This is a genomic window from Wenyingzhuangia sp. IMCC45574, assembly GCF_054182685.1.
In genome coordinates, this window is sequence record NZ_CM135169.1 from 969,096 (window position 1) to 993,764 (window position 24,669).

General features: G+C 33.7%; 12 protein-coding genes. All 12 read right to left on the reverse strand.

What is annotated here, in order from left to right:
- Nucleotides 1–13 precede the first annotated feature (13 nt).
- The gene (locus ACXHHC_RS04235; RefSeq protein ID WP_458228409.1) at nucleotides 14–2,980 is read right to left on the reverse strand and encodes a glycoside hydrolase family 2 protein; all 2,967 of its coding nucleotides are present in this window, start codon (nucleotides 2,978–2,980) and stop codon (nucleotides 14–16) included.
- A 2-nt stretch (nucleotides 2,981–2,982) separates the two neighbouring features.
- A complete protein-coding gene (locus ACXHHC_RS04240) occupies nucleotides 2,983–4,431 on the reverse strand; it encodes a sulfatase (protein WP_458228410.1) in 1,449 nt (482 codons plus the stop codon).
- A 35-nt stretch (nucleotides 4,432–4,466) separates the two neighbouring features.
- Complete coding sequence (locus ACXHHC_RS04245) at nucleotides 4,467–5,957, reverse strand: sulfatase family protein (RefSeq protein ID WP_458228411.1); 1,491 nt, start codon at nucleotides 5,955–5,957, stop codon at nucleotides 4,467–4,469.
- 10 nt (nucleotides 5,958–5,967) lie between these two features.
- The gene (locus tag ACXHHC_RS04250; protein WP_458228412.1) at nucleotides 5,968–8,727 is read right to left on the reverse strand and encodes a family 78 glycoside hydrolase catalytic domain; all 2,760 of its coding nucleotides are present in this window, start codon (nucleotides 8,725–8,727) and stop codon (nucleotides 5,968–5,970) included.
- A gap of 169 nt (nucleotides 8,728–8,896) precedes the next feature.
- Nucleotides 8,897–9,742: a hypothetical protein gene (locus ACXHHC_RS04255; protein WP_458228413.1), complete on the reverse strand. Its 846-nt coding sequence runs from the start codon at nucleotides 9,740–9,742 to the stop codon at nucleotides 8,897–8,899.
- A gap of 221 nt (nucleotides 9,743–9,963) precedes the next feature.
- The gene (gene rhaM, locus ACXHHC_RS04260) at nucleotides 9,964–10,278 is read right to left on the reverse strand and encodes an L-rhamnose mutarotase (protein WP_458228414.1); all 315 of its coding nucleotides are present in this window, start codon (nucleotides 10,276–10,278) and stop codon (nucleotides 9,964–9,966) included.
- A gap of 118 nt (nucleotides 10,279–10,396) precedes the next feature.
- Entirely contained in the window at nucleotides 10,397–12,844 is a 2,448-nt protein-coding gene (locus ACXHHC_RS04265; RefSeq protein ID WP_458228415.1) for a BNR-4 repeat-containing protein, read from the reverse strand.
- Between the two features lie 5 nt (nucleotides 12,845–12,849).
- Nucleotides 12,850–15,720: a family 78 glycoside hydrolase catalytic domain gene (locus ACXHHC_RS04270; RefSeq protein ID WP_458228416.1), complete on the reverse strand. Its 2,871-nt coding sequence runs from the start codon at nucleotides 15,718–15,720 to the stop codon at nucleotides 12,850–12,852.
- 7 nt (nucleotides 15,721–15,727) lie between these two features.
- Entirely contained in the window at nucleotides 15,728–17,371 is a 1,644-nt protein-coding gene (locus ACXHHC_RS04275; protein WP_458228417.1) for a GH39 family glycosyl hydrolase, read from the reverse strand.
- 251 nt (nucleotides 17,372–17,622) lie between these two features.
- Nucleotides 17,623–19,386, reverse strand: coding sequence for a glycoside hydrolase family 43 protein (locus ACXHHC_RS04280; protein WP_458228418.1), 1,764 nt, complete (start codon nucleotides 19,384–19,386; stop codon nucleotides 17,623–17,625).
- Nucleotides 19,387–19,687: 301 nt separating this feature from the next.
- Nucleotides 19,688–21,073 (reverse strand): sulfatase, encoded by a 1,386-nt coding sequence (locus ACXHHC_RS04285; RefSeq protein WP_458228419.1) that lies wholly within the window; start codon nucleotides 21,071–21,073, stop codon nucleotides 19,688–19,690.
- Between the two features lie 68 nt (nucleotides 21,074–21,141).
- Complete coding sequence (locus tag ACXHHC_RS04290; protein WP_458228420.1) at nucleotides 21,142–24,660, reverse strand: glycosyl hydrolase; 3,519 nt, start codon at nucleotides 24,658–24,660, stop codon at nucleotides 21,142–21,144.
- Nucleotides 24,661–24,669: the final 9 nt, after the last annotated feature.

Consider the following 24,669-nt stretch of genomic DNA (forward strand, 5'->3'; position numbering starts at 1 on the left):
TTATGTATAACTTTTATTTAAATGGCTTTACCATTACCGTGTACATTCTACAATTTTCTGGTAAGTCTCCATCACTGTTACCTGCCATAATAATACTTTCTCCTTCTTTGGCTACTCTATGAAACACAGACATTTTTACCTTTTGAACCACCACATCATCTCCTGTATCCTTATAATCTTTTAATAAAAAGTTAGGCCTGGTTACACGATCATCATGTAAAACATAAATATGCATTTTTTTACCAGCAATAAACTGCAATTGATCTCTTGCCCAATAACGTTTATCTGCGTTAGGAGTTCTTACATATTCACAACCATTTAAATACCTAGGTAAAACAGTATAGTTATATTCCAAATCTGTATAAGCCTTTTTTCCCCAGTGAATATTGGTTCTTAACACGGCTTTATGATCTCCTGTATAACTAAACTTTTTAAACAAGTTACTCTTATTGGTAATACCAGGAACATATACAGGAATTTTAGGACTGTATTGTGGTAGCGGCTCTTCTTTTAAACTTGTTTGGTAAATTTGAGGCAATTCTGTTGACAATCCATCGACCAACGATACTTCTTGTGAATTGATTTCTATATTTGCTGATGTCAATCCATCAGTAGTAGCAGTTACCTTTACCAATCCTGCTTGTAAAGTAGAACGAATAGCAACTCTGTTAATTCCGGCTTCTATATTTAAATATAAATTATTGGTACTATTTGCCATACCACTATTATATCCTCCTCGCCATATGGCAGGTCCAGAAACCTTAAACTGAACTTTGTTTTGTGCTAAAGGACATCTTCTTCCTTTGGCATCTACCGCTTCAACATCCAATAAAACAACATCACTACCATCTGCCAACCATCCTTTCTGACCTGTAATTGCTTTTAATTTAAGCGCTACTGGTGCTCCTGTTGTTTCTTTTGTCTGCTGAGTCTTTAAGTCGCTATTAATGTACCCTTCTGCTCTAATTTCTCCTTCTTTCCATTGTACATTCTTAAATTTAAATACGTAACCATTAACAGCTTTTTTATTAACACCAATTAATTCATCATTAACAAATAATTTAACCGACTGACAATTAGAAATTACATACATATCTTTTTTAGTTGAATCTTTGTAATTCCAATGTCCTACAATATGTACCTGTGGTTCTGGTCTCCACATAGATTTTAAGGCATAGAAACCTTCTTTGGGTAAACGTACTGCATCTACTTCTCCACTAGCTCTTGTTACCTCTGTCTGACATCTTCCTCCATGTGGTCCATCGGTAAAAATCCAATTTGCTCCACCAGAGTGGTAAGCTTTTTTACCCATTTTGTTCCACCAATGATCTGCTTGTCTTACTGCAAATTCTTCTGAACTAATTCTATAGGTATTTTTTTTAATGTTAGGGTGACTCCAAAAATGATCGTCTGGGGATTGTTTGTCCCAAATTCTTCTTGGAGCTTCATCTCTCATATATTCACTTTCAATTATTGGAATATTTGGGTACTCTCTTTCCCATCCTTCGGTACCAATTTCTATTGATACATACCCTTCAGAATCATTTTTAACATCAGCTCTTCTGTTCCCCATTAAACGCTTTCCTTCTGGATCAAAAGTATTAATGATAGTAAGAATTTGTTCGTAATGAGCTTTAGATTCTGCCCAATTTCCACCTTCCCAAATAAATATAGAAGGATGGTTTCTGTAGTAAACAATTAAATCTCTAAAGGCATTGATACGAATATCCCATGTTTCTCCTTCATCTTCTGATTCACCACTTACTCCTGGCATTAATGTTACAAAACCATACTTATCTCCCATGGCAACTTCTGCCGGAGAACTCGCACAGTGTCCCCATCTTATAAAGTTTCCACCTGCTTCGTCCATTAAATTATAAGTAAAGTCTCTTAACCAATCTGGTAACGCAGCACCTAATCCTGCCCAACTATTGGTAGGTTTTTGTCCCCATCCATGTAATTTCACATTTTCTCCGTTAATCCAAAAACCAGAATCTTTGTTAAATTCAAAATTTCTAATCCCCAAAGGAGACTCATAACTATCTACAATTGTTCCTTCCTGTTCTATAGAAGTAATCACCTTATAGGTATATGGGTATCTTGTATTCCATAAAATTGGATTTGTAATACTTGCAGTCGCTTTTATAATATTTTTTTCTCCAGACTTTACACACTGCTTTATTTTTTTTGTAGCGACTACATTTCCATCCTTATCAACAATTTCTGTAACTAACGTAAATTTCTTTTTTGTAGCGTAATTGTTTACTACTTCTGTTTCTACAAAAACATCTGCTTTATTAGCATTAATATTTTTAGCATAAACATAGGTACCTGTAGTTTTTAAATTATCATATAATGGAAGTGTAATGTGTAATGGATCCATAGTATGCAAGAACACATTTCTATAAATCCCTCCATGTATTGGGTGCCAGTGTTCGTGATTCCATACCAAAGGAAAGTTATTTCTAAAATTGTCTCCTCTATCGTTGTTTACTTTTACCGCAATAATATTTTCCTCTCCAAACTTTAGGTAAGGAGTTAGATCAAATCCAAAGGGTATAAAACCTGTTTGGTTTTGTCCCAAATGCACTCCATTAATATATACATCTGCTATTTGACGTACCGATTCGAACTCAATAAATACTTTCTTATTTTTAGCTACAGTTGGAAGTTTAAAGTGTTTTCTATACCAAACTGTACCTCTCCACTGATTTTCTTCTCCATTGTGATGACCAAGACTAAAATCATCAAAGGTGTCTACATCGTTAAATGTATGTGGACAACTAACAACACTCCAAGAAGCATCATTATAATTAAACGCTTCTGCATTTTTTGGATTGGATTTGGTGAATTTCCAATCTAAATTAAAATTAAACTTGGTTCTATTGCTACTCTTAACGGTTTGTGCAACTGCTCCATTAATAGTAAAAGCAATAAATAAGAGTACTAAAAATTTGTTTTGTAAATTACAGGTATTCATAATTATTTTCTAGGTAAATCATTTTGTAAAAAAGGAACATTGTTCTTTGGGAACCCAGCTTCTATTAATGCTTTCATTTCTTGTTCAACTTTTGCATATTCCGGATTTCCAGCTCTGTTTACAAAAGAAAGTAGGCTATTTTTATGTTCGTACAATTCAGCAGCTAGTACATTATGTGTTTTAGAATCTCTCCACTCAGTATACCTCCAGTCTCCGTTAGTAGTAGTACAGCCCATTATGTTTTTACCTCTTGCATACAAGCTATATGCTGCTTTACTCCATGGCATTGTAGGCTTGTCTATTAATTTTGATAAGCTCTTACCATCTGATTTTATTTTATTAAGACCACAAATATCTACTAGCGTAGGAAATATATCTACATTCTCTACCAACGCATTAGAAACTTTACTAGTTACTCTTTTTTTGTAGTTGGTTTCTCTACTTATAATTAAAGGAACTCTAACATCTATTTCTACATTAGAATGTTTACACCATGCTCCATATTCTCCAATTTTATAACCATGGTCACTCATAAAAACAATCATCGTATTTTTACGCAAATCCAAATTATCTAAAGCATGCATCACTTTTCCTACCTGCGCATCCATATAACTAACAGCTGCATGATAACCGTGAATTAAGGTTCTAGTTATATCATCATTTAATGGATCTTCTTTAGGAATACCATGGTAACCTTTTAACTCTCCCCACTTACTTAACGCCAATCTATACATTCCTTCTGGCTTTTGTTTTGAAGGAATTTCAAACTTCTCCTTATCATGCAAATCCCAATATTTTTTAGGAGCATTAAAAGGCAGGTGTGGTTTGGTTAAACCAACAAATAACACAAACTTATCATCTTTATACTTATTTAACATTTCAATAGCATGGTTTGCTATTTTACCATCTACATAAGCTTCATCTGGAACATCTGCACCTTCATATGCAGGTCCTTTAACTCTCTTTTTACCACTAGCTTTTGCAGCTGTAATTACTTTTTTAGTTTCTGGATCTAAATAAACTTTAGAAGGTCTTGGAACAAGTTGCGACCAATTTTCTTTATCATCTATAGTATGATGGTAAACTTTACCTGTACTTATAGTTTTATAGCCGTTTTGTTTAAAGAACTGAGGTAATGTAACAACCTCTTTGTTTATTTTCCTTAAAGGAGTAAATATGCTATATACACCCAACGTTTGAGGTCTTAATCCTGTTAAAATACTCATTCTTGATGGTGCGCATATAGCCTCTTGACAGTATGCTTTATTAAATAAAACTCCTTGACTTGCTAACTTGTCTATTTGTGGTGTTATAGCTGTCTTACTACCATAACAACCAAGTTCAGCTCTTAAATCATCTATTAAAAAAACCAACACATTGGGTTGTTCATCTTTCTGAGCCATTACTGTAAGCGAAAATAATGCTACGAATATCCCTACTACTTTTCTCATATTATCTTTCTGTATTTTGTTACCTTAAAAAACTACTAATTAACTGGTTTAGGAGATTGAACCACACCAGTTCCTTTTTCAAAAAGCCAAAAAGGAATGGCATTTTTCTTTTTACCAAAAGAATACCCCCACTTGTTCATATAATATTCTCTGGGTTTAAATTCATCATTAACTGATTCTAATGCTAGTTTTAATTTTTGATCCAGGTCTTGCTTGATAGCCTCATAATTTTTATCGTCTAAAAGGTTATTTAACTGATAAGGATCTTTTACATTATCAAACAACATACTTGGCCCTTGCAACGTTTTTGTATAGGTATACCTATTGGTTCTAATGGCTCTATATTCTGGATCTCTATGATTAGAACCAAAAGGAACTGCATTCATAACCAACGCAACTCTATCTGCTTTTGGGTCTGGGTTTCTAATCAAATCAGACAAATCTTCTCCTTGAATCACCTTTGGTACTTTAATACCTGTTAACCCTAACAAAGATGGTAATACGTCTGGAGTATTAATAGGTGCATATACCGTTGCCCCTTTATTTTCACCAATATTAGGATAACTAATTAAAAAAGGTACTCTTATGGATTCATCCCAAGCCAATTGTTTTACAAAAGGCTTTACTCCGTGTGCTCCCATCATTTCTCCATGGTCTGCAGAAAAAACAATAATTGTGTTATCCTCTATTTTTAGCTCTTTAATTTTATTTAATATCAAACCAATAGCCTCATCCGTTGCTGTGGCATGGGCATAATATCCCTGTAACTCTTTTCTACTAGATGCTTTGTATTTTTCTGCAACGTTTGGATTTAAGGTTAAGGAATCGGGATTGTACAGGTTCTTATATTTCTTTGGTGCACTACCATGTGGATAATGTGGTGCTGCAATAGATACAACTGCTAAGAACGGTTTTGCATCCAAAGCATGAGCTTCTAAATATTTGTTAGCATCTTTAGCAATTGCAAATGGAGAATACTCTTTCCAATATTTTTTCTCTGGATTATTATTATCGTAATAAGGCATTTTATTGTAGCTATGAGAACACTCCAAAGCTCTCCAAAACTCAAACCCTTGTCTTCTTTCTTTAGGTATATAGGTTTCTCGTCCATGACCGTCTAAATGCCATTTACCCCAATAAGCAGTATTATATCCTTCTTTCTTAAAAATTTCGGCAATGGTTAATTCTTCTGCTGGCAAATAAACATCGTTTACTACCATTCCTGTTGTTGTTGGGTACCTACCTGTAAACAAAGCCGCTCTATGTGTAGTACAAATTGGTGTTACGGATACTGCATTTGTAAAATTAACCGCACGCTTAGAAAAAGCATCTAAATGAGGGGTTTTTACATCTGGATTACCTGCATAACCTAATGCAGAACCTCTCCACTGATCTGTTAATAGATAAATAATATTAGGCTTCTTTTTAAGACTAGTAGTCGATGCTTTTTCTTTTGTTACTGTTTTACAATTTGTAAGTAATAAAAGAGTTCCTAAAGCATAAGGTAAAATTCTTGCAAGCTTCATTTAAATGAGTTTATATAGAGAACTCGTAAGTTCCAGGTTGAACAATTAACTTAACTACGTTGTTTTCTTTTCTTAATATTTTAATATTCTTATTCTCTTTTACTACTGCTCCATTTTCTCTAATTACTTCTTTATGAAACTGACTAGGAATTATAATTTCTGCTGTAGTATTAGGCGGTATTACAACCTTTAAGTAAAAGTTTTGATTCTTAATTTCCCACGAAGTAGCTACTTTACCGTAAGGTGTATGTAAACTAGCAGCAGCGGACGTTAATGGTTTTCTTGGCTCAGGAGCAATTTGAATGATTTTATACCCTACTTCTGCAGCCGAAATACCTGCAATTCTTTCGTACATCCATTGCCCAATAGCACCGTACGCATAGTGATTTAAACTATTCATGCTCATTGCATTATATCCTTCTTCTTTATTGTAGCTATTCCATCGTTCCCATATGGTAGTTGCTCCTTGGTTAATTGAATAAAACCAAGACGGATATGTTTCATTAAACAAAAGCTTGTAAATTACATCTACCTCTCCTACTTTGTCTAAAACTAGAGATAGTAAAGGAGTTCCTAAGAAACCTGTTCTTAAATGATTATCTGCTTCTTCTAACTTTCGTAACAAGTTATTCTTTGCATTTGTTTGCTTGTCTGTAGGTAACAAATCAAAAGCCAATGCCAATAAATAAGACGTTTGTGTTTCTGCAACTCCTTTTATTTTTCCTGTTTCATCAAAAAATTCTGTATCAAAAGCTTTTGCTACTGTTTTAAAAATAAGTTCATATTTAGCCTGTTCTTCTGTTTTACCAAGAGCTTTGGCTGTATTTGCAGTTAACTTAGCAGAATAGGCAAAAAAAGCTGTTCCAATTAATTTTCTAGAAGTATCTCCTGTGTTTTTTCCATTCTCTGGAAAAGGTTGCAACCAATCCGAAAAAGACATCATATTAGATATGTTTTTTCTAGATTTCATTTTATGATGAGCTACCCAAGCTTTCATCATTTCGAAATTATCTTCTAAAAAACCAATATCTCCTGTTCTTTTATAAATTTCCCAAGGAATTATAGTACAAACATCTCCCCATCCAGAACTAGCAATTTTATTAGCTCTTGTAGCAGGAACCGTCCAAGGTATTGCACCATCTTTTAACTGTGCCTCTCGAACACTCTGAAACCAACCTGCCCAAAATTTATATACATCTGCATTAAACATAGATGTTGGTCCAAATACCTGAGCATCTCCTGTCCAACCCAAACGCTCATCACGTTGCGGACAATCTGTAGGAAGATCTACAAAATTCCCACGTAGTCCCCACACAATATTACTTTGTAACTGATTCAGTTTTTTATGAGATGAAACAAATGTTCCGTTATCCTCAAAATCGGAATACTGAACAATTCCCGTTACCCAATCTTTAGTTGGCTCCTTAGAAGTATCGAACCCTTTTAACTCCACAAAACTAAAACCATGAAATGTAAATTTTGGCTGGTATTCTACCTCTCCATCTTTAGAAGCAATGTAGTAATCTGTAGAATGTGCACTCCTGTAATTTTCTGTGTAGAATGTACCGTCTGGAGCTAACATTTCTGCAAATCTAATTCGTAAAGTATCTCCTTTAATCATAGGAACCTTAATACGTGGTACTCCTACCATGTTTTGTTTTAAATCGAAAATTACTGCTCCATCCTTTTTAAAAATTTCTTTGGTAGTAAGTGCTATTTTTTCTTTAACTGTTGCATGTCTTTTTGGCTCTAGTTTTACATGAGTATCAACTTCCTGTACTTCAACAGCCCTCCAATTTATATCGTTATAATTACAGGTAGTCCAGTTTGCCATTTCTAAATTCGCGTTATACACTTCTCCGTCATAAATTTCTGCAAATTGAAGAGGTCCATTGGTCGTTCCTTTCCAATCTGCATTAGACACGATTGTTTTTTTTGAACCATCTTTTGATATTATTTCTAATTGACATAAAACTTTAGGAGAAACAGTGTTGTCCCAAGGAGTATTTCCCCAAAGCAATCTACCAGAATACCAACCAGAAGCCAATTCTACTCCTATAGCATTTTTTCCTTTAGTTAATAAATTGGTAACATCGTATGTTAATGTTTCTATACGTTTGTCATAAGTTGTAAAACCTGGAGACAAAACATCGTTACTAACATTTTCACCATTTAACGATACATCAAAAATTCCTTTAGCGGTAATGTATAATCTTGCTGAAGCAATCGCATTAGAAAGCTCAAAATCCTTCCTTAAGTATTGAGGTTTATGAATTAAAACATTTTCTGTTCCTCTTACACTGTCTTTTGCAGTGTTTAAGCCAATCCATTTAGCTTTCCAATCCGAATTCTGTAATAACCCTAACTCAAAACTATTTACATCACTCCAAGCAGATGCCTTTTCATCTTCGTTCCAATATTTTACCTGCCAATAAACCTTCTGTCTAGATTGTAATGCTTTGCCCTTATACTTTATATAAATAGATTGAGATGATTGCGTTTTTTTAGAATCCCACAAATCTGCATTGTCTGGTAACAGACTAGGAGAACTTGCTACAACCACCCTATAAAAAGACTGCGATTTTATATTCTCTTGTACAGGTAATTTCCAAGAAAATGTGGGTTTAGAATCATAAAATCCTAATGGGTTTTTAAACCCTTCGGAAACAGTAAGGCTCCAAGGTTTTTGAAGTTTTTTGTTACCACAAGAAACAATGGAAAACAATAAAAAAAATGTGATGCAAAAAGTATGTAAAAACCTATTTTTCATATTTATAATTGTAAAAGAAATTGAACCGAAATCTAACATACAATTATATCCATTTAAGCATATTAAGCTATCCTGAACTGTATTGGAAGATTTTTAATTATTTGACAAATAACACATTGATAAACACATTATTTCTTAATTGTTTCTAACATAAGAAGTAGTATACTCACTACCTCTTTTCCACATAATTAAGGAGGATTGTTTTTACATCTTTAACAGTCCCCATTTTTAAACCACCATTTACATTTGCTCCTGTAATCCAATACAAAACCATACCAGCATCAGAACAATCCCATTTTCCCTTTTGGAACTTAACTACATTATCTACCTCTGCTATTTTCCCTTGTACCCATACCTGTTGTATGCGTTTATCTTTGTGATCTCTAGCCCAATCCCACTCAGAAATTTTAACTTTTAGATTTATATTCTGGTCTGGAATTCTTACTTCTTCAACACCAAAATCTAAAATTTGTTTCCAAGTATAAAAATCCCCTGCATTGTCGTTTGCAGGATGGTGTGTAATTACTTTTACATACTTATGCTTACTTTTTTTAGAAGCATCTAACGCAAAGCCTATAATGTCTGGCTCACCAGCTTCTATAATCCAAAGTGGATCTTTTTTAGAAGATTTGTTAATGGCTGTAATTAAGTCTTTAATTGTCTTTTCTTTTTCCCATTTGGCATCTAAAAAAGTTAAATGGTTAAAACCTCCCCACCTTCTAGCGGTTACATCACAAGCACTTTGCATAAGTCCATGACGTTCTTTTTCGGCTTTATCAGAAATTCTTTGCGGTCTTACCAAATCGCAACTATGAGAATAATGTACCAACTTTGCCTCTAAGCCTACCGCTCTTAACAAAGCTAAAGAAACAGCTGTTCCTCCTAAATCGTCTGGGTCGGGAGAATTACCATCTGCTACAATTGCAATTCTCCCTTGGGGTGGATTAATTACTTGCGAAGAAACAAATGTATGCATCAGTAAAGAACAAGAAAGTACTAAAAATATATGCCTCATATCTATTGATTTAATCTATTTTGATATTTAAAAAAACGCTAATAACCTTAAATTTAAAGCGTACAAATAAAGATAACCAATAACTTTCTAGAAGCTGTCCTGAACTCTATTGCAGAAGTGTGCTGATTAAAATAAGACATAAAAAAAGGCCTGAGAACTTACAATCTCAGGCCCAAACCATATAGTAAACGATCACTCTAGACGAGTAACAAACTTAAACTCTAAGCCATATAGAACACCTCTTCTAAAGAGGTAGAAACTGGAGAATTATCCTCATTTACCTCCATAACATCGGCCATAAAATCCCACCATTTCTTTACAATTTTATTCTCTGACAAATCTTGAGAACTCCCTGTACCAGAAACCTTTTGAAAAGCAAACAACACATCTGTTTCTTCATCAAAAAAGATAGAATACTCACTTACACCACAATCCTTTAAGAGCTGTGTAAGTTCTGGCCAAATTTTATCATGGCGTTCTTTATATATCTCTTTTTGATTTTTATTTAATTTCATTTTAAAAGCCAATCTTCTCATACCATTTAACTTATTATGTAATTCAAATAAAAAATCTAACTATAGGCAAACATATAGCGAATTAAAGTTAATGCCATCCTGCACTGTGCTGTTATACACAATGTAGCTGCATTATAAATTACCTAATCACCAATTTTGAGTAGTATTCAGTTCTATGTTCATCTACTATTTTTATCAAATACAAACCAGGGCTAAACTGCCCATTATTGTAAATTTTAACTTTGCCAGATGTTATAATAGTCTGGTATACTTGTTTACCTAACACATCTGTAATACTAACAGTTGCTTTGTTTCCTTTACTTAATACAATCGTAAATGTATCGCTTGCAGGGTTTGGATACAGTGCGACTAAAGTAGGATCTAAACCTATCTCTTCATTACTCAACGTAGTAGATTCAACAATCCATTTAGACCTATCGTCTGTATTAGCAATATGTTCTATAACCCCATTTGCACTGTGATATAGATAATTAGCATTGTTTCTGGTTTTAAACTGGTATGTTTTATCCGTACTATTGTAACTAATTACAAACTGCTTATCACTATCTTCTCTTGGAGCTCCAAAACCGGTATTAATTATATCATTCGCAGGGTTTCCTGCAGCCCTAAGAATACCTCTATCTCCTCTTTTACTTTCAATATTAAAGTAATCACCTGCAGTTACAAACTCCCATTCTTTATCACCACTTTCTTCATTTTCTCTATCTGAGCTCTCCACAACATCACTTCCCACGGAATGTAAATACTTACCTGTTACATAATTTTTAATTCTGTAAACGTCTCCCGTTAAATCTAAAGGATCTTTTATTTCTAAATTTACCTTTACCTCATTAGAACTTAACATTTCGTTGCTATTATTATAAGCAACTACTTGCAATGTATATTCTCCTTCTGTTGTTGGCAACCAATCTATAGCATAAGGAGCTGCTGTGGCTTCTCCTATAACGGTATTGTTTACTAAAAACTCTACTTTAGAAATACCTCCACTTTCATCTATAGCATTTGCTTCTATTTTTACCGTTTGCCCAACATTGTAAGTTGCTCCGTTTACTGGAGTTTGAATGGAAGTTCTAAAAGGCACAAAATCTATCCCTAAATCTATTACTTGTAAATAAGTTGCTCTTGCACTCCCAGAAGTTGCTCTTTCCATTAGGTAATAGTACAATTTACCCTTAGAAATATACACCACTCCATGATTGAATCTTCTTCCTGAAGTTGCTTGATAAATTCTTGAAAAATTATTGGTACCACCAGTCGCCTTTTCTACAAATACATATCCGTTATTTAAACCTATTAGGTAAACATTCCCTGCATAAGTATACAATTCAGATCCTCCCGAAAATTCTGAAGTAGTTACAAAGTCTGATGCACCAGCTTTTCTATAGGTATGTAAATTTTTAGTTACATTATTTTCATTATCTCTAACTTGACTAATAATATGCTCATCCCCATTTTCGGTAACAGTCCAATCGAACCCACCTACTATGTAAACTTTATTTTGCGCTGTTGTCGTTACAAAATCTCCTGGCTCTACTACTTTTGTTTTATCTGCATCTAACAATGGTAAATTAAAAGTTTCTCCTTTGTGATTTTTCCAATCTGTTGCTCCTGTCTGATCGTCTGAATACGCATAATACACTCCATTTTGATACAAGTATTTATCGTTGTTATTTGCAGACCTTCTTTGAAATCCAACTCTAATTTTACCATTTACATATTTCATATTACCGTAAAGACCCCAGTTAAAACTTTCGCCTTTAGATTTTGCATTTAATACATTAAAATGTGTAAAATCTGACCAGGTAGAAGTAGCTGCATCGTATTTAGAAAATTTATACGCTCCATTATTATTTCCTCCTTCTCTTATGTAAACAAATAAATCTCCTAGATTGTTTAAAAAGAATTGCGGATAAGTAAGTGCAGAAAACGCACTGTAATTCTCAACAGCATTTAAACCCAAATGCTTGTATCCTCCGGATGTGTTTTTAATAAACTGATCCAATGTAAAATCATCATCGGATACTGATGCAGCATTCTTTTTAGAAAAACTATATCTAAAATAATCGTTTGAAAAAGAACCATCCGTAGGCTTAGTTCTACTGTAAGCATGCATGTCATAAATCATATGGATTGTTCCGTCTAAAGGACTTATCCCTATAGCTATTGAATTATGAGATTCTCCAATCCACCATTTATTTAAATACCCAGTGTGTCTATGAGGAAATTCAATTGTTTTTTGCGTACCTGTAATGGTATTGTAACGTGTTAACATAACATGTCTATCTTCCTTTCCTCCTCTGTACCATGTCATAAAAATAAACTGCTCGTACGACTTTACACAATCTCCATGTACGGTATTTTTGTTCCCAAAAAAATAGTCATAGCTATCACCAATGTTTTCAGTTTCAAAAGGTACTTTGGAACCATCAAAAAACAAGGCTGTATCTGTTATCTTTATTTCATTTTCTAAAACTACTTGAGAAAAAGAAGTAATTGAAAATAAGAAGAATACGACTATTAAAGTTTTGTATAGTCTCTCTGTGAATATTACATTTTGTAATCTCATAATATTTAATCTTTAGTGTATTGTATTTGATAAGATCCAGACCCCAATACAATGTTACCATCTAAAAATTTAGCCTTGTATTTATTCTCTTTTAAAGAGAACTTCTCTCCATTAATCTTTAAAGATTTTAACTCCTGTGAACTTAGTTTAACGTTAGCCTTTGTATTAAAAGGAACTTTTAAATTCATTGTAAAACTCTTACTTTCTAGCACCCAACTATTGGCTATATCTCCATATGGTGTAGGCACTACAACTTCTGCATTTGTTACCTTACTTGGGAAAATTGGATTTACATTAAACTCTTTAAAACCAGCATTGTTTTTAGATGATTTAATTCCTCCTATACACTCAAAAAAATAGGCTGCAAAACCACTATGCATAGGATGGTTTAAAGAATTGCTTAACCCTTTCATTGTTTCCCACTCAAACTGTCTCTCTGGCCAAGTTGTAAAACCATAATTCATTACATACGTCTGACTAGGAAATTCTGGTGTTGTTAATATATCGTATGCCAAATCTGGTTTTCCATATTTAGACAAAACTGTATATATGTATCTATTTCCATGAATCCCTGTTGAATGATGTCCCTTTTTAACAACATTAATATCATACACCAATCCATTTACCACATTTTCTATTTCTTCTTGTGGCACAGCATTAAACTGTAATGCCATTACTGTAGCGGTTTGACTTCCATACCACTTATACGTTGTATTAGGAATTTCTTTTAAGTAGACTTTATTAAAAGCTTGTTTTAATTCGGCTCTTTCGTTGTTTAAAAAATCAGCATACTTTGCATCTCCATTAATTTTAGCAATGGCCTCCATAGCCTCCAACACATCAATAAAATATGCATTTGCAGATACTACAGGATGACACTCCATTGCTTTAGGATTACTTCTTCTATCCCATCTTGGAGGACACCAGTCTCCCATTCCATTCTGAATAATTCCTTTTGCATCTTTAAAAGACAAGTAATAATCTGTTAGTCCTTTCATATCCTTGTAATAATTACTTACCATCTCTTTATCTCCGTAGTACAAGTAGTTGTACCACGGTAAATACATGGTTGCAATTCCCCAATCCAATTTAGCAATGCTAGATGTTCTCTTACCCGGAGCAATCATAGTAGGAACGTTAAACTTTTTTAAAGGATCGTTAAAAGCTTTTACAGGTCTCATTTGCGTTTTAATATCCTCCATATATTTTTTATAAAAATGCTCCATATTGTAATTGTATAATGCGTATTCACAAAAAGCATGAGCATCTCCTAACCAACCACACTTTTCTCTATGAGGGCAATCTTCTGGTATTCCATGTACATTGTCTACAACCGTCCATTTACTTATAGCATGCATTTTATTAAAAAGAGGCTCCGAACAAGAAAAACTACCTTTCTCTTGTATATCCGTTGCCACCAACACAGAGGTAATTGTTGCTGCAGTAGGCTTGGTTGTTAAACCTTTTATTTCTGCATATCTAAATCCGTGATAACTGAATTTTGGTTCCCATTCTTCCTCTGCACCTCCTTTACAAACATATTTGTAAACCTGTCTCATACCATTAGCACCACCTCCTGTAGAACCAGGGTAAATATCTTTACCGTCTTGAGTTAATGCTTCTGTAGTAGTAATCTCTATTAATTTACCTTTGGTTTCTTTCACTTTAATTTTTACCCAACCAGCAATATTTTGTCCAAAATCTACAATCCAATTCCCAGTAGGTCCTTTAAAAATTCTCTTAGGTGTAAATTCTTTTAATTTCTTTATAGCTGGTATTTGCTGACCACTTAACTTGGTTACTTTAGGATATACAACCTTTGCATTTCTCCATGTAGCATCATCAAATTCAGGAGTCGTCCAATTCCCCAATTCGTAACGAGCATCATAAGTATCTCCTCCATAAATATTGTTAAAAACTATTGGTCCCGTAGACTCTTTCCACGCTTCGTTTGTTACAAATTCTTCTGTAGAAGAATCGTTGTATTCTACCTTTAACTTTAATCTAACAGCAGGAGTCCCATAAGACATATCTCTGCTTGCCTCTGGATCTCTTTTCCAAGAAATATCTTGACCATAAAAACCATTCCCTACAATTACACCAATAGAATTCACCCCCAATTTTAAATGTTCAAGTACATTATAATCTACATAATACGATTGCTTATCGTAGTTAGAAGGTGCAGGATCTAAAACATGATCTTCTACTTTTTGTCCATTTAAATACAGTTCATAATAACCCAATCCACAAACATAAACCGTTGCCTTTTTTATTTTTTTACCTACTTTAATCGTATTTCTAAAATAAGCTGCAGACTGCCCTTTAACAGGTACCCCCTTTTTCATTCTTCCTGTTTTATAAGAACGATAACTATGCTCTGATACTCTATCGTCTTTACTTAAAGCAATCCATTTGGCTTTGCTCCAATTTACTTCTGCTAACAAACCGGTTTTAAAAGACTGCGGTTTACTCCATTCTGATGTATTTCCAGACTCATCCCAGATCTTAACTTTCCACCAATATTCTTTTTCTGCCTGTAAACCTAAACCAGCATATTTTATATAAGTAGACTTAGAAGAGCTTACCTTTTTAGAATTCCATAAATCTGCATTAGCCTCATTTAAAAGATCTATTGTAGAAGCTACAATAAGCTGGTAAGAGGACTGACTCTTATGATATCCATCTGCATTTATAACCCACGAAAAGTTAGGGCTAATGGTGTTTATTAATGTTGGATTCTCTTTGGAATCACATAATAATTTTTCGAACTTAATTTCTGATAACTTATTTGAAACATTAGTCGTATTGTTCGTATGACACGAAATAAGCAATGTTACAACTGTGATAAGAAGAAACTGGAAAATTGATTTTCTCATTTTATTTTTAATTATTTACGGGAACTAGTTCTATTAATTTTACACTATTTGATTTCATATCCACTTTTAAAGTCAATTCGTTATTACTGGTACTAATAATTGAATCTTTAATAGTTTGAGGTAACACCGCCAATTGACTGTATTTACTTTTATTTGTAGTAAAGACATTCTTCCATCCTTCTTGAAAATAATCGTCTACTCTATTACCATAAATACGTCCGTTCTTAACTCCAATACCTGCAGCTTTTACATCTTTATAAAGTTCATTCATAAAAACACCATTGGTTTTATCTACCGTCCATTGGTTCATCTTCCATTTTTCTACTGTACTAAAGTCTCCTCCTTTAAATCTAGGAAAAACAACTCTACCGGTACTGTTTGCTCTAGCTGTATTGTGATTGTATATCAACGCATAATACTTTCCCTCTTTACGAACTGGAATTACCCCATAATAATTGTTATTGGTAACACTTGCTGTAGGTTTTACCGCTTTTAATCTTTCTCCATTTTCTAGCTTTAAAAACATTTCTGTAACATTTCTCCTACCAGAAGCCAAGCCTTCAGACTCTTGTCCCCAATCGTATATTTCTGTAATTTTATATTGAAACGCTAAATCGGCAATAGTTGCATACCAACTAGCCCCATACTCTGTAGCATCACTTAAACTTTGACCTCTTATTCCATTGTCTCCTCTAAGTATTCCAAACTCCTGAATATCGAAAGGAATATTTCTAAACTGAGGATAACTATTTAGTTTGTTTCTATATTCTGTTACTACATCCTTAAAATGCACTCTATTCTGATCTATTTTTTCGTAATACGAAAGACAAAAGAAACTCATTCTTGTACCTCTACCTCCTGTGGCATAATTTACTCCATTTGCACAGTGATCTATAATTTCGGTTTTCCATTTGGCTGCATTTTCGGTTAACAAATTCCCTGGCCCTATAATAGCATCTGGTATTACTTTTAAAACCTCATCTACAGTTATATCGTAATGCCTAAAAAATTGTTCTTGGGTTCCATTCCAATGATGAGGCACATAATTTGGTTCCGTTGCTACTCTAAACCTCCATGTTTTTACCTCCTCTATGCCAAATTCATTAATTAAAGTCGTTAAAAAAGCATTAATATATTGCCTCCAAATATCATAATTGTCTGCTGGTTTAGAATTTCCATAAGTATCTATAACTTTATCGGCAGTCATTTCCCAAGGAACATTATCTAACACAATTCTTGGTTTAAATCCTGTATTCATAAAAGCTCTCATACTAGATAGCAATCCAGAAAAATTGGTTCTTATTTTTCCATCTCCATCAACCCCTAAATAAAAAGTATTCTTATTATCGGTTCTACCTCCTAACACTCTTACTAGATTGTAACTCTTTACATAATTTTTTATAGGATCTAACGTATTTACAAAATTAGAACTTAAAAACCTCGTTTGGTTTACCATAGGTCTTGTAGACCAAAAATTATAAAAATCACCCTCCTGGTTATCTGCAGTAATCGTTACCAACTTGTTTACGTCTACTGCCAAATCCTCATCAGGAGTATTGTCTATTATTGGGTCGTCTACCGAGTCTACATTACTAGAACATTGTACAAACAAAAAAGGGAGAAATAAATACAGTAGTAATGTTTTATTCACTTTACACATGAAATTTATGCTATCATTAGGATTAAATAATCCAAAAATCTATTAATTATCTAAAAAAAGTAGCCTGTACTGTATTGATAACAATAGTATCTTAGTTATTTATTTTTAATGACATAGCCCACAAAAAAAGCTTCTTTTTAATGAAAATACACTTATGGCATATACATTAAAAAAAAGCTAAATTTTAAAAATAAAACACTGTACAATCAATATAGCACACCTTAGTGCCTATAGTACACGTTTTAATTCTTGCTAGACTTAGGCCCATCGTAGTCGTAAGTAAACCAATCTACATCTATATAACCTCCATCTTCTTTTTCGTTCCAAGAAAAGAAACCTAATCGATCTCCTGTCCACTTTCCAAACTCTATTGTAAATTCGGGACCAAACCTTTTGTAATCTGTTCCATCAAAACTATATTCATAAGTAGCTTTGTTCACTTTATTGTTTGTTCTTACATACAACTCATTTCCTATTAGTTTTGGACCTCTAGTTACTTCTCCCAAATGATTCATATAAAACAAAAACTTATCGTTATTTTCATCCATTTGTGCACCTAATAAATTGTACACTCCTCCGTACCTTACAAATCCTGCCAATTGATGTGGTTGCATTCCAGAAATATCAAATTTTGCAACTGCTGTACCAGTAGTTATCCCCATCATACGTTGGCTAATTGTATTACAAGCTCTCCAAAAATCCGAAGAGGAACCACTATCATTGGTCCACTCGTTTACCTTTGGCCCATAATTTTTCTCGTTTGGCAACACTTTACTTGCTTTTAAACGCAACCATCCTGTTCTTTCTGTTAAAGACCAATGTGTATTTCTTGGATTGTGATTCCACCCCCACTGAAGCCCTAATTTAGCACTCGAAAAATCATCATCCGATGCAGGTGCAGCAACCGGATATCCACTTATAGGTTTTTTATATCTTTTTACAGGTTCACCAATTCCATCATTGTCTTCGTCTACTCCAATAATTGGCCAACCATCTACCCAATTTACAGGTTCTAAACATTGTGGTCTTCCCTGAAAAGGAATGTCATCATTCTGAATTAATTGGTGCATGTACCACCACGATTTATCTGCTGTCTGAACCAACGCTCCCTGACTGGCACTTCTATTATTAAAAACAGTTCCTTTTTCTAAAACTGTTTTTACTTCATAAGGTCCATAAATACTTTCTTTAGACCTAAGTACAATTTGTTTTCTATCATTTTTTGGATTTTTAACCCCAGGCTTTGTAGACTTATCTCCAATGGTCCATTGTGCCAAAAAGATATACCAAGTATTATCAATTTTGTAAATCTTTGCTGCTTCTGCTCCCATTCCAGTATAAACCAATTTTCCTTCATCTAGAATTTCAGTTCCATCCCAACTCATTTCGTAAATTCTATTTTCATTCCCCTCAATAGTATTACTTGCTTGTTTTTGTTTACCAGCCGTGTTAACTATTACATACGCTTTATGAGCTTCTTCATCCCAATAAACAGCAGGATCGTCTAACACTTTGGCTTTAGGTAACATAATCTTTGGTTTGGACCATGGCCCCTTAATATCTTTAGCAGTAGTTACCATTAATCCATGCTGAAAATCTACCTGGTAACAAAACCAAGTATTATCATGATAGGCTAAATCTCCAGCCCATACACCAAAAGAATAACCATTCATTCTATCCCATTCATACTCCTTAGCCCAAGATAAACTACCAAATACATGCCCTACATTTGTCCAATTCACCAAATCTTTAGACTCTAAAATTGGCATTCCGGGTGATATATGTTGCTTAGAAGTAATCATATAATAAGTATCTCCTACTTGTTCTATATCATTATCTGGATAATCTGCATTTAGTATAGGGTTTACATAAGTACCATCTCCCTGATCTCCCCAACTACCTACATGTACCTGTTTTTCTACTTTTTGCTGTTCGTTGTTTTCTTTTGATTTACAACTGCATAAAACAGTAAGCAAAGCGCTTACGTAAACGAATGTTTTTTTCATCTTAGTATTCTTTAAACTCTAATTTTATTCCCTAGAACAAATAAATCTATTGGTTACAAAACTTTAAGAACCATTATATACAAATAGCTAGTTTTAAGTTCTAGGTATGCTAAAACTACAGTAAAATTAAAGTGTTACTATACTGTACTATATGTATTCAATCTATTACTGTACTAATAAAAGTCGTTATAATGTCCATAAACACAAGAATGATGATATATTTATAGAAGAGACTCTTAAGCAAAATCTATATTTAATAAATAATACATCTAATATTGCTTACATAATTTTTAAATCTATCTTATTCTATTTTATTAATATACTCAGGGTTTTTAGCTGTTGGAATTGGGGCATTTGTATCTTTCCACCATTTCTTTAATAACATTTTTAACGCTGCTACTTTTTGGGGATGTAGCGTTGCCAAATTGTGCCTTTCACCAATATCTTCTGATAAATTATACAATTCAACAGCATCATCCTCAAAATAATAGTGCAGTTTCCAGTCTCCATTTCTTACAACAGACCCTGGTCTAGTTCTAAACAATGGATCTCTGTTTTCATTATCATTTACGTTATAAGCTTCTAAATAAATAGGAAAATGCCAAAATAAAGAACGCTCTAAAACAACTTCTTCTTCTAAAATAGGTGCTAAATTAACTCCATCTAAATCTAGTGTGTTTGCATCTATTCCTGCATATTTTAACACTGTTGGAAAAATATCTAAGTTTGTTATAGGAACATCACTTTTAGTATTTGCTTTAATTTTATCTTTTAGCACAAAGAAAAAAGGTTCTCTAATACCACCTTCATAATAACTTCCTTTCCCTGCTCTTAATGGTTTTTGTTTGGTTATTCCATACAAACCTCCATTGTCCGAAGTAAAAACAATCAGTGTATTTTTAAACAGTCCTCTTTGTTTTAATTTATTAATAAGTAAGCCTATATTTCTATCTAAATTATCTACCATAGAAGCATATTTAACATTACCCTGACCTTGCCATGGCAACTTTTTTTCATATTTAGGCACAATGCTATCTACAGCCATTATTGGCACATGTACTGCATAAGGTGAATAATTTAAATAAAATGGTTTTTGAACTGTATCTACAAACTTTATAGCCTTTTCCATGACCAAATCTGTTAAATATTGGCTATTCCCTTTTTCAATTTTAACATTTTTATAAGGTGGATAATAACTTCTAGGTAACCCCGCATGACTCCCTCCAATATTTACATCAAAACCATAATCTAAAGGATTGTCACTTAAATGCCACTTTCCTGCATGACAGGTAGTGTAACCATTCTTATGTAACACCTTTGGTAAAATAAGATGTTTTGGAGATAAGGTATGCGTATTTTTTATAGGAATTATTTTTCTATCCTCAGATTTACCTCTGGTAGAAGGACTTACGGTGTAAACACCATGACGTGGTGTCCATTGCCCTGTCATTAAACTGGCCCTACTAGGTGCACAATTAGAAGCAGATGCGTAGCCATTGGTAAACACCATTCCTAAACTAGATAAATAATCTATATTGGGAGTTTCATAATATTCACTTCCCATAAAACCAACATCCTTCCACCCCATATCATCAACATTTATAATAATAATGTTTGGAGCCGTAGTATCTTCTGATTTGGTACATGCTACGGTTATTAATAGCAACAAAGACAGTATTCGTTTCATATATTATTTTAGATTTTATTAAAAGACTTACACTTATATTTTCGCCTTTTTCCGGTTGTATAGAACTCTTACAGGACTTTCAATTTAGAAACAACAATTTTAACCGGACCTAACAAACCTGATGGAAGTAATTTTGAATCTTTATGCCAATGTTTAAAAGCAGCTAAAGTTACTCGATCCGTTGGGCGTTTGGTTTTATTTAAAAGCCATTCTGGCCATTCTTTTATATGTGGCCCCCTACGCTTATAATCCAACGGTAATTGTTCATCTCCAATTAATCTATTAGGCCAAAGATTCGTTACTTTTACTTCAAGCGTATTAGTTCCTTTTACCACAGCTTCATCAATATTAATTTTAAAAGGAGGTCTCCATAATATCCCTATTTTTTTTCCATTCAGGATTACCTCAGCAATTTCCTTAACGTTACCTAAATCTAACTCTAAAGAATAACCAGACTTAAGTAAAGGTGAAGCTATTTGAAACTCTTTTTTATAAATGGCTGTTCCAGAAAAATAACGAATATCCTTTTCTTTTGCATTGGACCATGATGTTAAACTAGGAAATGTTTTCTCTAAATTAGTTTTATCTTTTAGAGGAAAACTCACATCCCAACTCCCAGTAATATCAATAGGTTTTGGTACTGACTTTACTTTAGATATTTTTGTTTCTCCAGTAGACAATTCATATCTAATTTCACCTGCATAGGGAGTTACCCAATTTAGTTTGTCATTTTTAAATGTCAATTTGGAGGTAGGAATGTCTTGTGTAAGCCTTAGCATACTTCCATCTGAAACTGAAACTTTTTGTTTTTCGTTGTTGGTTGTGTAAATTACATGCAAAGCTCTTTTATACTTATGGTCATTATCTTTAGAAAAAAGATCGTTTACTAGAATTTCATATTTTCCAGCAGCAACCATTGATTTTATCTTATCTGTAACATCATAAATTGGTTTGTTTGGAGGAATTCCATTTACCCCTGCAGCAAACTTTCCAAAGACTGCCTTTAACACCTTTAACTTTCCTGTATTTAAAGTATTTATATCTAGCCATTCTTTTTCCATAGCGTTCTTCAGAAACACCTCTTCTCCTATTTTGTATTGAACTCGTAATTCCTTTTTGTAACCAGGAGCAGGATCTCCAGAACAAAGACTACGAGTAGCGTGCACATGTAAATTATTGTTTTTAATACTTTGTACCACTACATCTGTTACATCAACCAAACCATCGGGTAAAAACGTTCCATACTCAGCTTTTATAATTTGCAAATTAGGCAACGCTTTTACTACTGGTTTTTCAACTAAAAAAGATGCATTTACAAGATGTTCTTCTGTAGCTATAGACTTTTTAAATACGACAAAAACAGAACCTTGTGAAGTAAAAGGAATAGAAACAGTTGTAGTACCATCTCCATTATTTTTCCATATAGAAGCATTTGTAATTTTTCCTGTTTCTGCATTCCAAAGTTCAGGTTGTTTTCCTGTAACTCTAAAACGACAGGCTAACTTTTTACTTTCTCTCTGAGAATTTACCACAAAATAAATATCACTTTCTCCTGTTTTTCTATGAATAAAATCTACTTGGTGATTACTTCCATTTTCAACTGAAAAATCTGGAGCTAATGTTCCTTTTTTTAAGAAATTTAAAATTGATTTTTCTTTTATAACTTTCGTATCCCATAAATTTATAGCCAACTGTTCTACTTGCTTATCACAAATTGGATACTTCTTAATACTTGGAGACCTTTTAGGCTTAGTTCCTATAATTTGCGCTCCTTGGCTAGCTAATTCTTTAATTTTAGAAAGTATTTCGGGGGTCATCCAATCTGTTGGAGGTAAAACCAATGCCTGGTATTTTTGTCCTACCGAAGTACAAACTAAGCCTTCCTTTACTGTTAACGAATTTATTTTATTCCCTCCAATTACATCATAATCGTAGCCTAATGCTTTTATTGCGGGCATTAAAAGAGCATCATTAGGAGATGCTTCTCCTGTGAATACTAAAACATCTGCCACAGAAGTACCTTGTTGTAATAAAAACTGTCCCCTACTAATATAAGACACAAAAGGTTTACCTTGATTCCACCACGTATTCAAACGGTTAAAATCAGTTCCAAAAAGTTGCAATGTTAAACCTGGCCCCACATTCCATGGCTGATGTACATAGGAATGAAAAACAAAACGATTGATTCCTTGTGCCCAAGCTAAGTCTCCCATAGCTTTAAGTGTACTTGGATGCTGATCCCAACCTCCCATTCCTGTAAAAGACTCTGCTTCGGCAATTGAATCTCCGTTTAATTTTGCAATAGAAGCCACAAATTTAGGGGAGTCAAAAAAGGCAAGGCTTCCGCTCCAAAATTCAGACATAACCCTATCTGCTTTTTCCCCAATTTGCATATTGTCAAAAGGTCCCCAGTAGGGTTCTATAGAAAGTAGCATGTTATTTTTATGACTTAGCTCCGCAAAACGTCCGTAATAATTTTCAGCAATTAAATCACCTATCGTACGACGGAAATCCCAAAGAAATCGCTCCGTTTCTTCCCCGCTTTCTACATAAAAACCTGCCAATGTAGGCAAATACAAATGACAGTCATAAGAACGAAGGTTCTTAAATTCTGTCGCAAAATTAGAAGTCCAATTGGTCGTACCAACTTCGTAACTATCTATATGACATCTTTTAACCGTAGTACCTACTAACGTGTTTAACTTTTTTAGAATAGGGTTTATGCTACCTTTCCAAAATACATCAACTGCTTGTTTGTTCATTTTATCACACTCTAAACCACGACCTCCGTCACTAGGAAAACGATTCATTTCACCTGTTGGTGTATGTCCAATTCTTAAAATAACCCAGTCTCCCGCTGGAGCATTCCACTCTAAAACTCCATTGCTGTTTAACTTAGCACTTAAATCAATAATATCCTGTTTTTTCACTACTGCTAAATCAGAAACATGCTTGTTATCAGGGTCTAAATGACTACGAACTTTATGAGAAAGTGTTTTTATTTCTAATTCAGAAATACGAACATCGCTCTTAGGTTTTGGAAAAGCCAATATGGCAATATCTTTATAATATCCTAATTTAGTTTTTGGTTGCTCTAACCTTGCTTTAAACAGTTTCCCCCCCTTATGTACAGTCTTGGTATAAACAAGTTCTTGCATTGCATATTCAGGAGTAATAGAAGGCCCTCCAGATGATGACCAACCTGCTCCGTTATGAAAACCAAGTTCAAATCCAAGACGTTGTGCTTCTAATGCAGCATAATTAAAATACTCCAACCACTCTGGCCCCAAATAAGGAGCAACTCCCATAGGGTTTCCCAAGCTAACATTAAATACAATCGCTCCTTGGATACCCACATTCTTCATGGCTTCTAAATCTGCAGTTATCCCAGTTTTCGTTACATTACCATTAATCCAAAACCAAATGGTCTGTGGCTTTGCATTTGATGGAGGATTTTTAAAACCCTGTTCCAATGACATATTTTGAGCTTGTAAAGCTGATACATACAAACTAAACAACAACACTACAAGAATAGTTTTACTTACCATTCTTCTACTTTTGTTACCAATTAATTTCTTGTGAAACATATTCAATAC

Coding starts and splice junctions, on each gene's coding strand:
- ACXHHC_RS04235 (WP_458228409.1), bottom strand. CDS start 2,980: ATGAATACCTGTAATTTACAAAACAAATTTTTAGTACTCTTATTTATT.
- ACXHHC_RS04240 (WP_458228410.1), bottom strand. CDS start 4,431: ATGAGAAAAGTAGTAGGGATATTCGTAGCATTATTTTCGCTTACAGTA.
- ACXHHC_RS04245 (WP_458228411.1), bottom strand. CDS start 5,957: ATGAAGCTTGCAAGAATTTTACCTTATGCTTTAGGAACTCTTTTATTA.
- ACXHHC_RS04250 (WP_458228412.1), bottom strand. CDS start 8,727: ATGAAAAATAGGTTTTTACATACTTTTTGCATCACATTTTTTTTATTG.
- ACXHHC_RS04255 (WP_458228413.1), bottom strand. CDS start 9,742: ATGAGGCATATATTTTTAGTACTTTCTTGTTCTTTACTGATGCATACA.
- rhaM (WP_458228414.1), bottom strand. CDS start 10,278: ATGAGAAGATTGGCTTTTAAAATGAAATTAAATAAAAATCAAAAAGAG.
- ACXHHC_RS04265 (WP_458228415.1), bottom strand. CDS start 12,844: ATGAGATTACAAAATGTAATATTCACAGAGAGACTATACAAAACTTTA.
- ACXHHC_RS04270 (WP_458228416.1), bottom strand. CDS start 15,720: ATGAGAAAATCAATTTTCCAGTTTCTTCTTATCACAGTTGTAACATTG.
- ACXHHC_RS04280 (WP_458228418.1), bottom strand. CDS start 19,386: ATGAAAAAAACATTCGTTTACGTAAGCGCTTTGCTTACTGTTTTATGC.
- ACXHHC_RS04285 (WP_458228419.1), bottom strand. CDS start 21,073: ATGAAACGAATACTGTCTTTGTTGCTATTAATAACCGTAGCATGTACC.
- ACXHHC_RS04290 (WP_458228420.1), bottom strand. CDS start 24,660: ATGTTTCACAAGAAATTAATTGGTAACAAAAGTAGAAGAATGGTAAGT.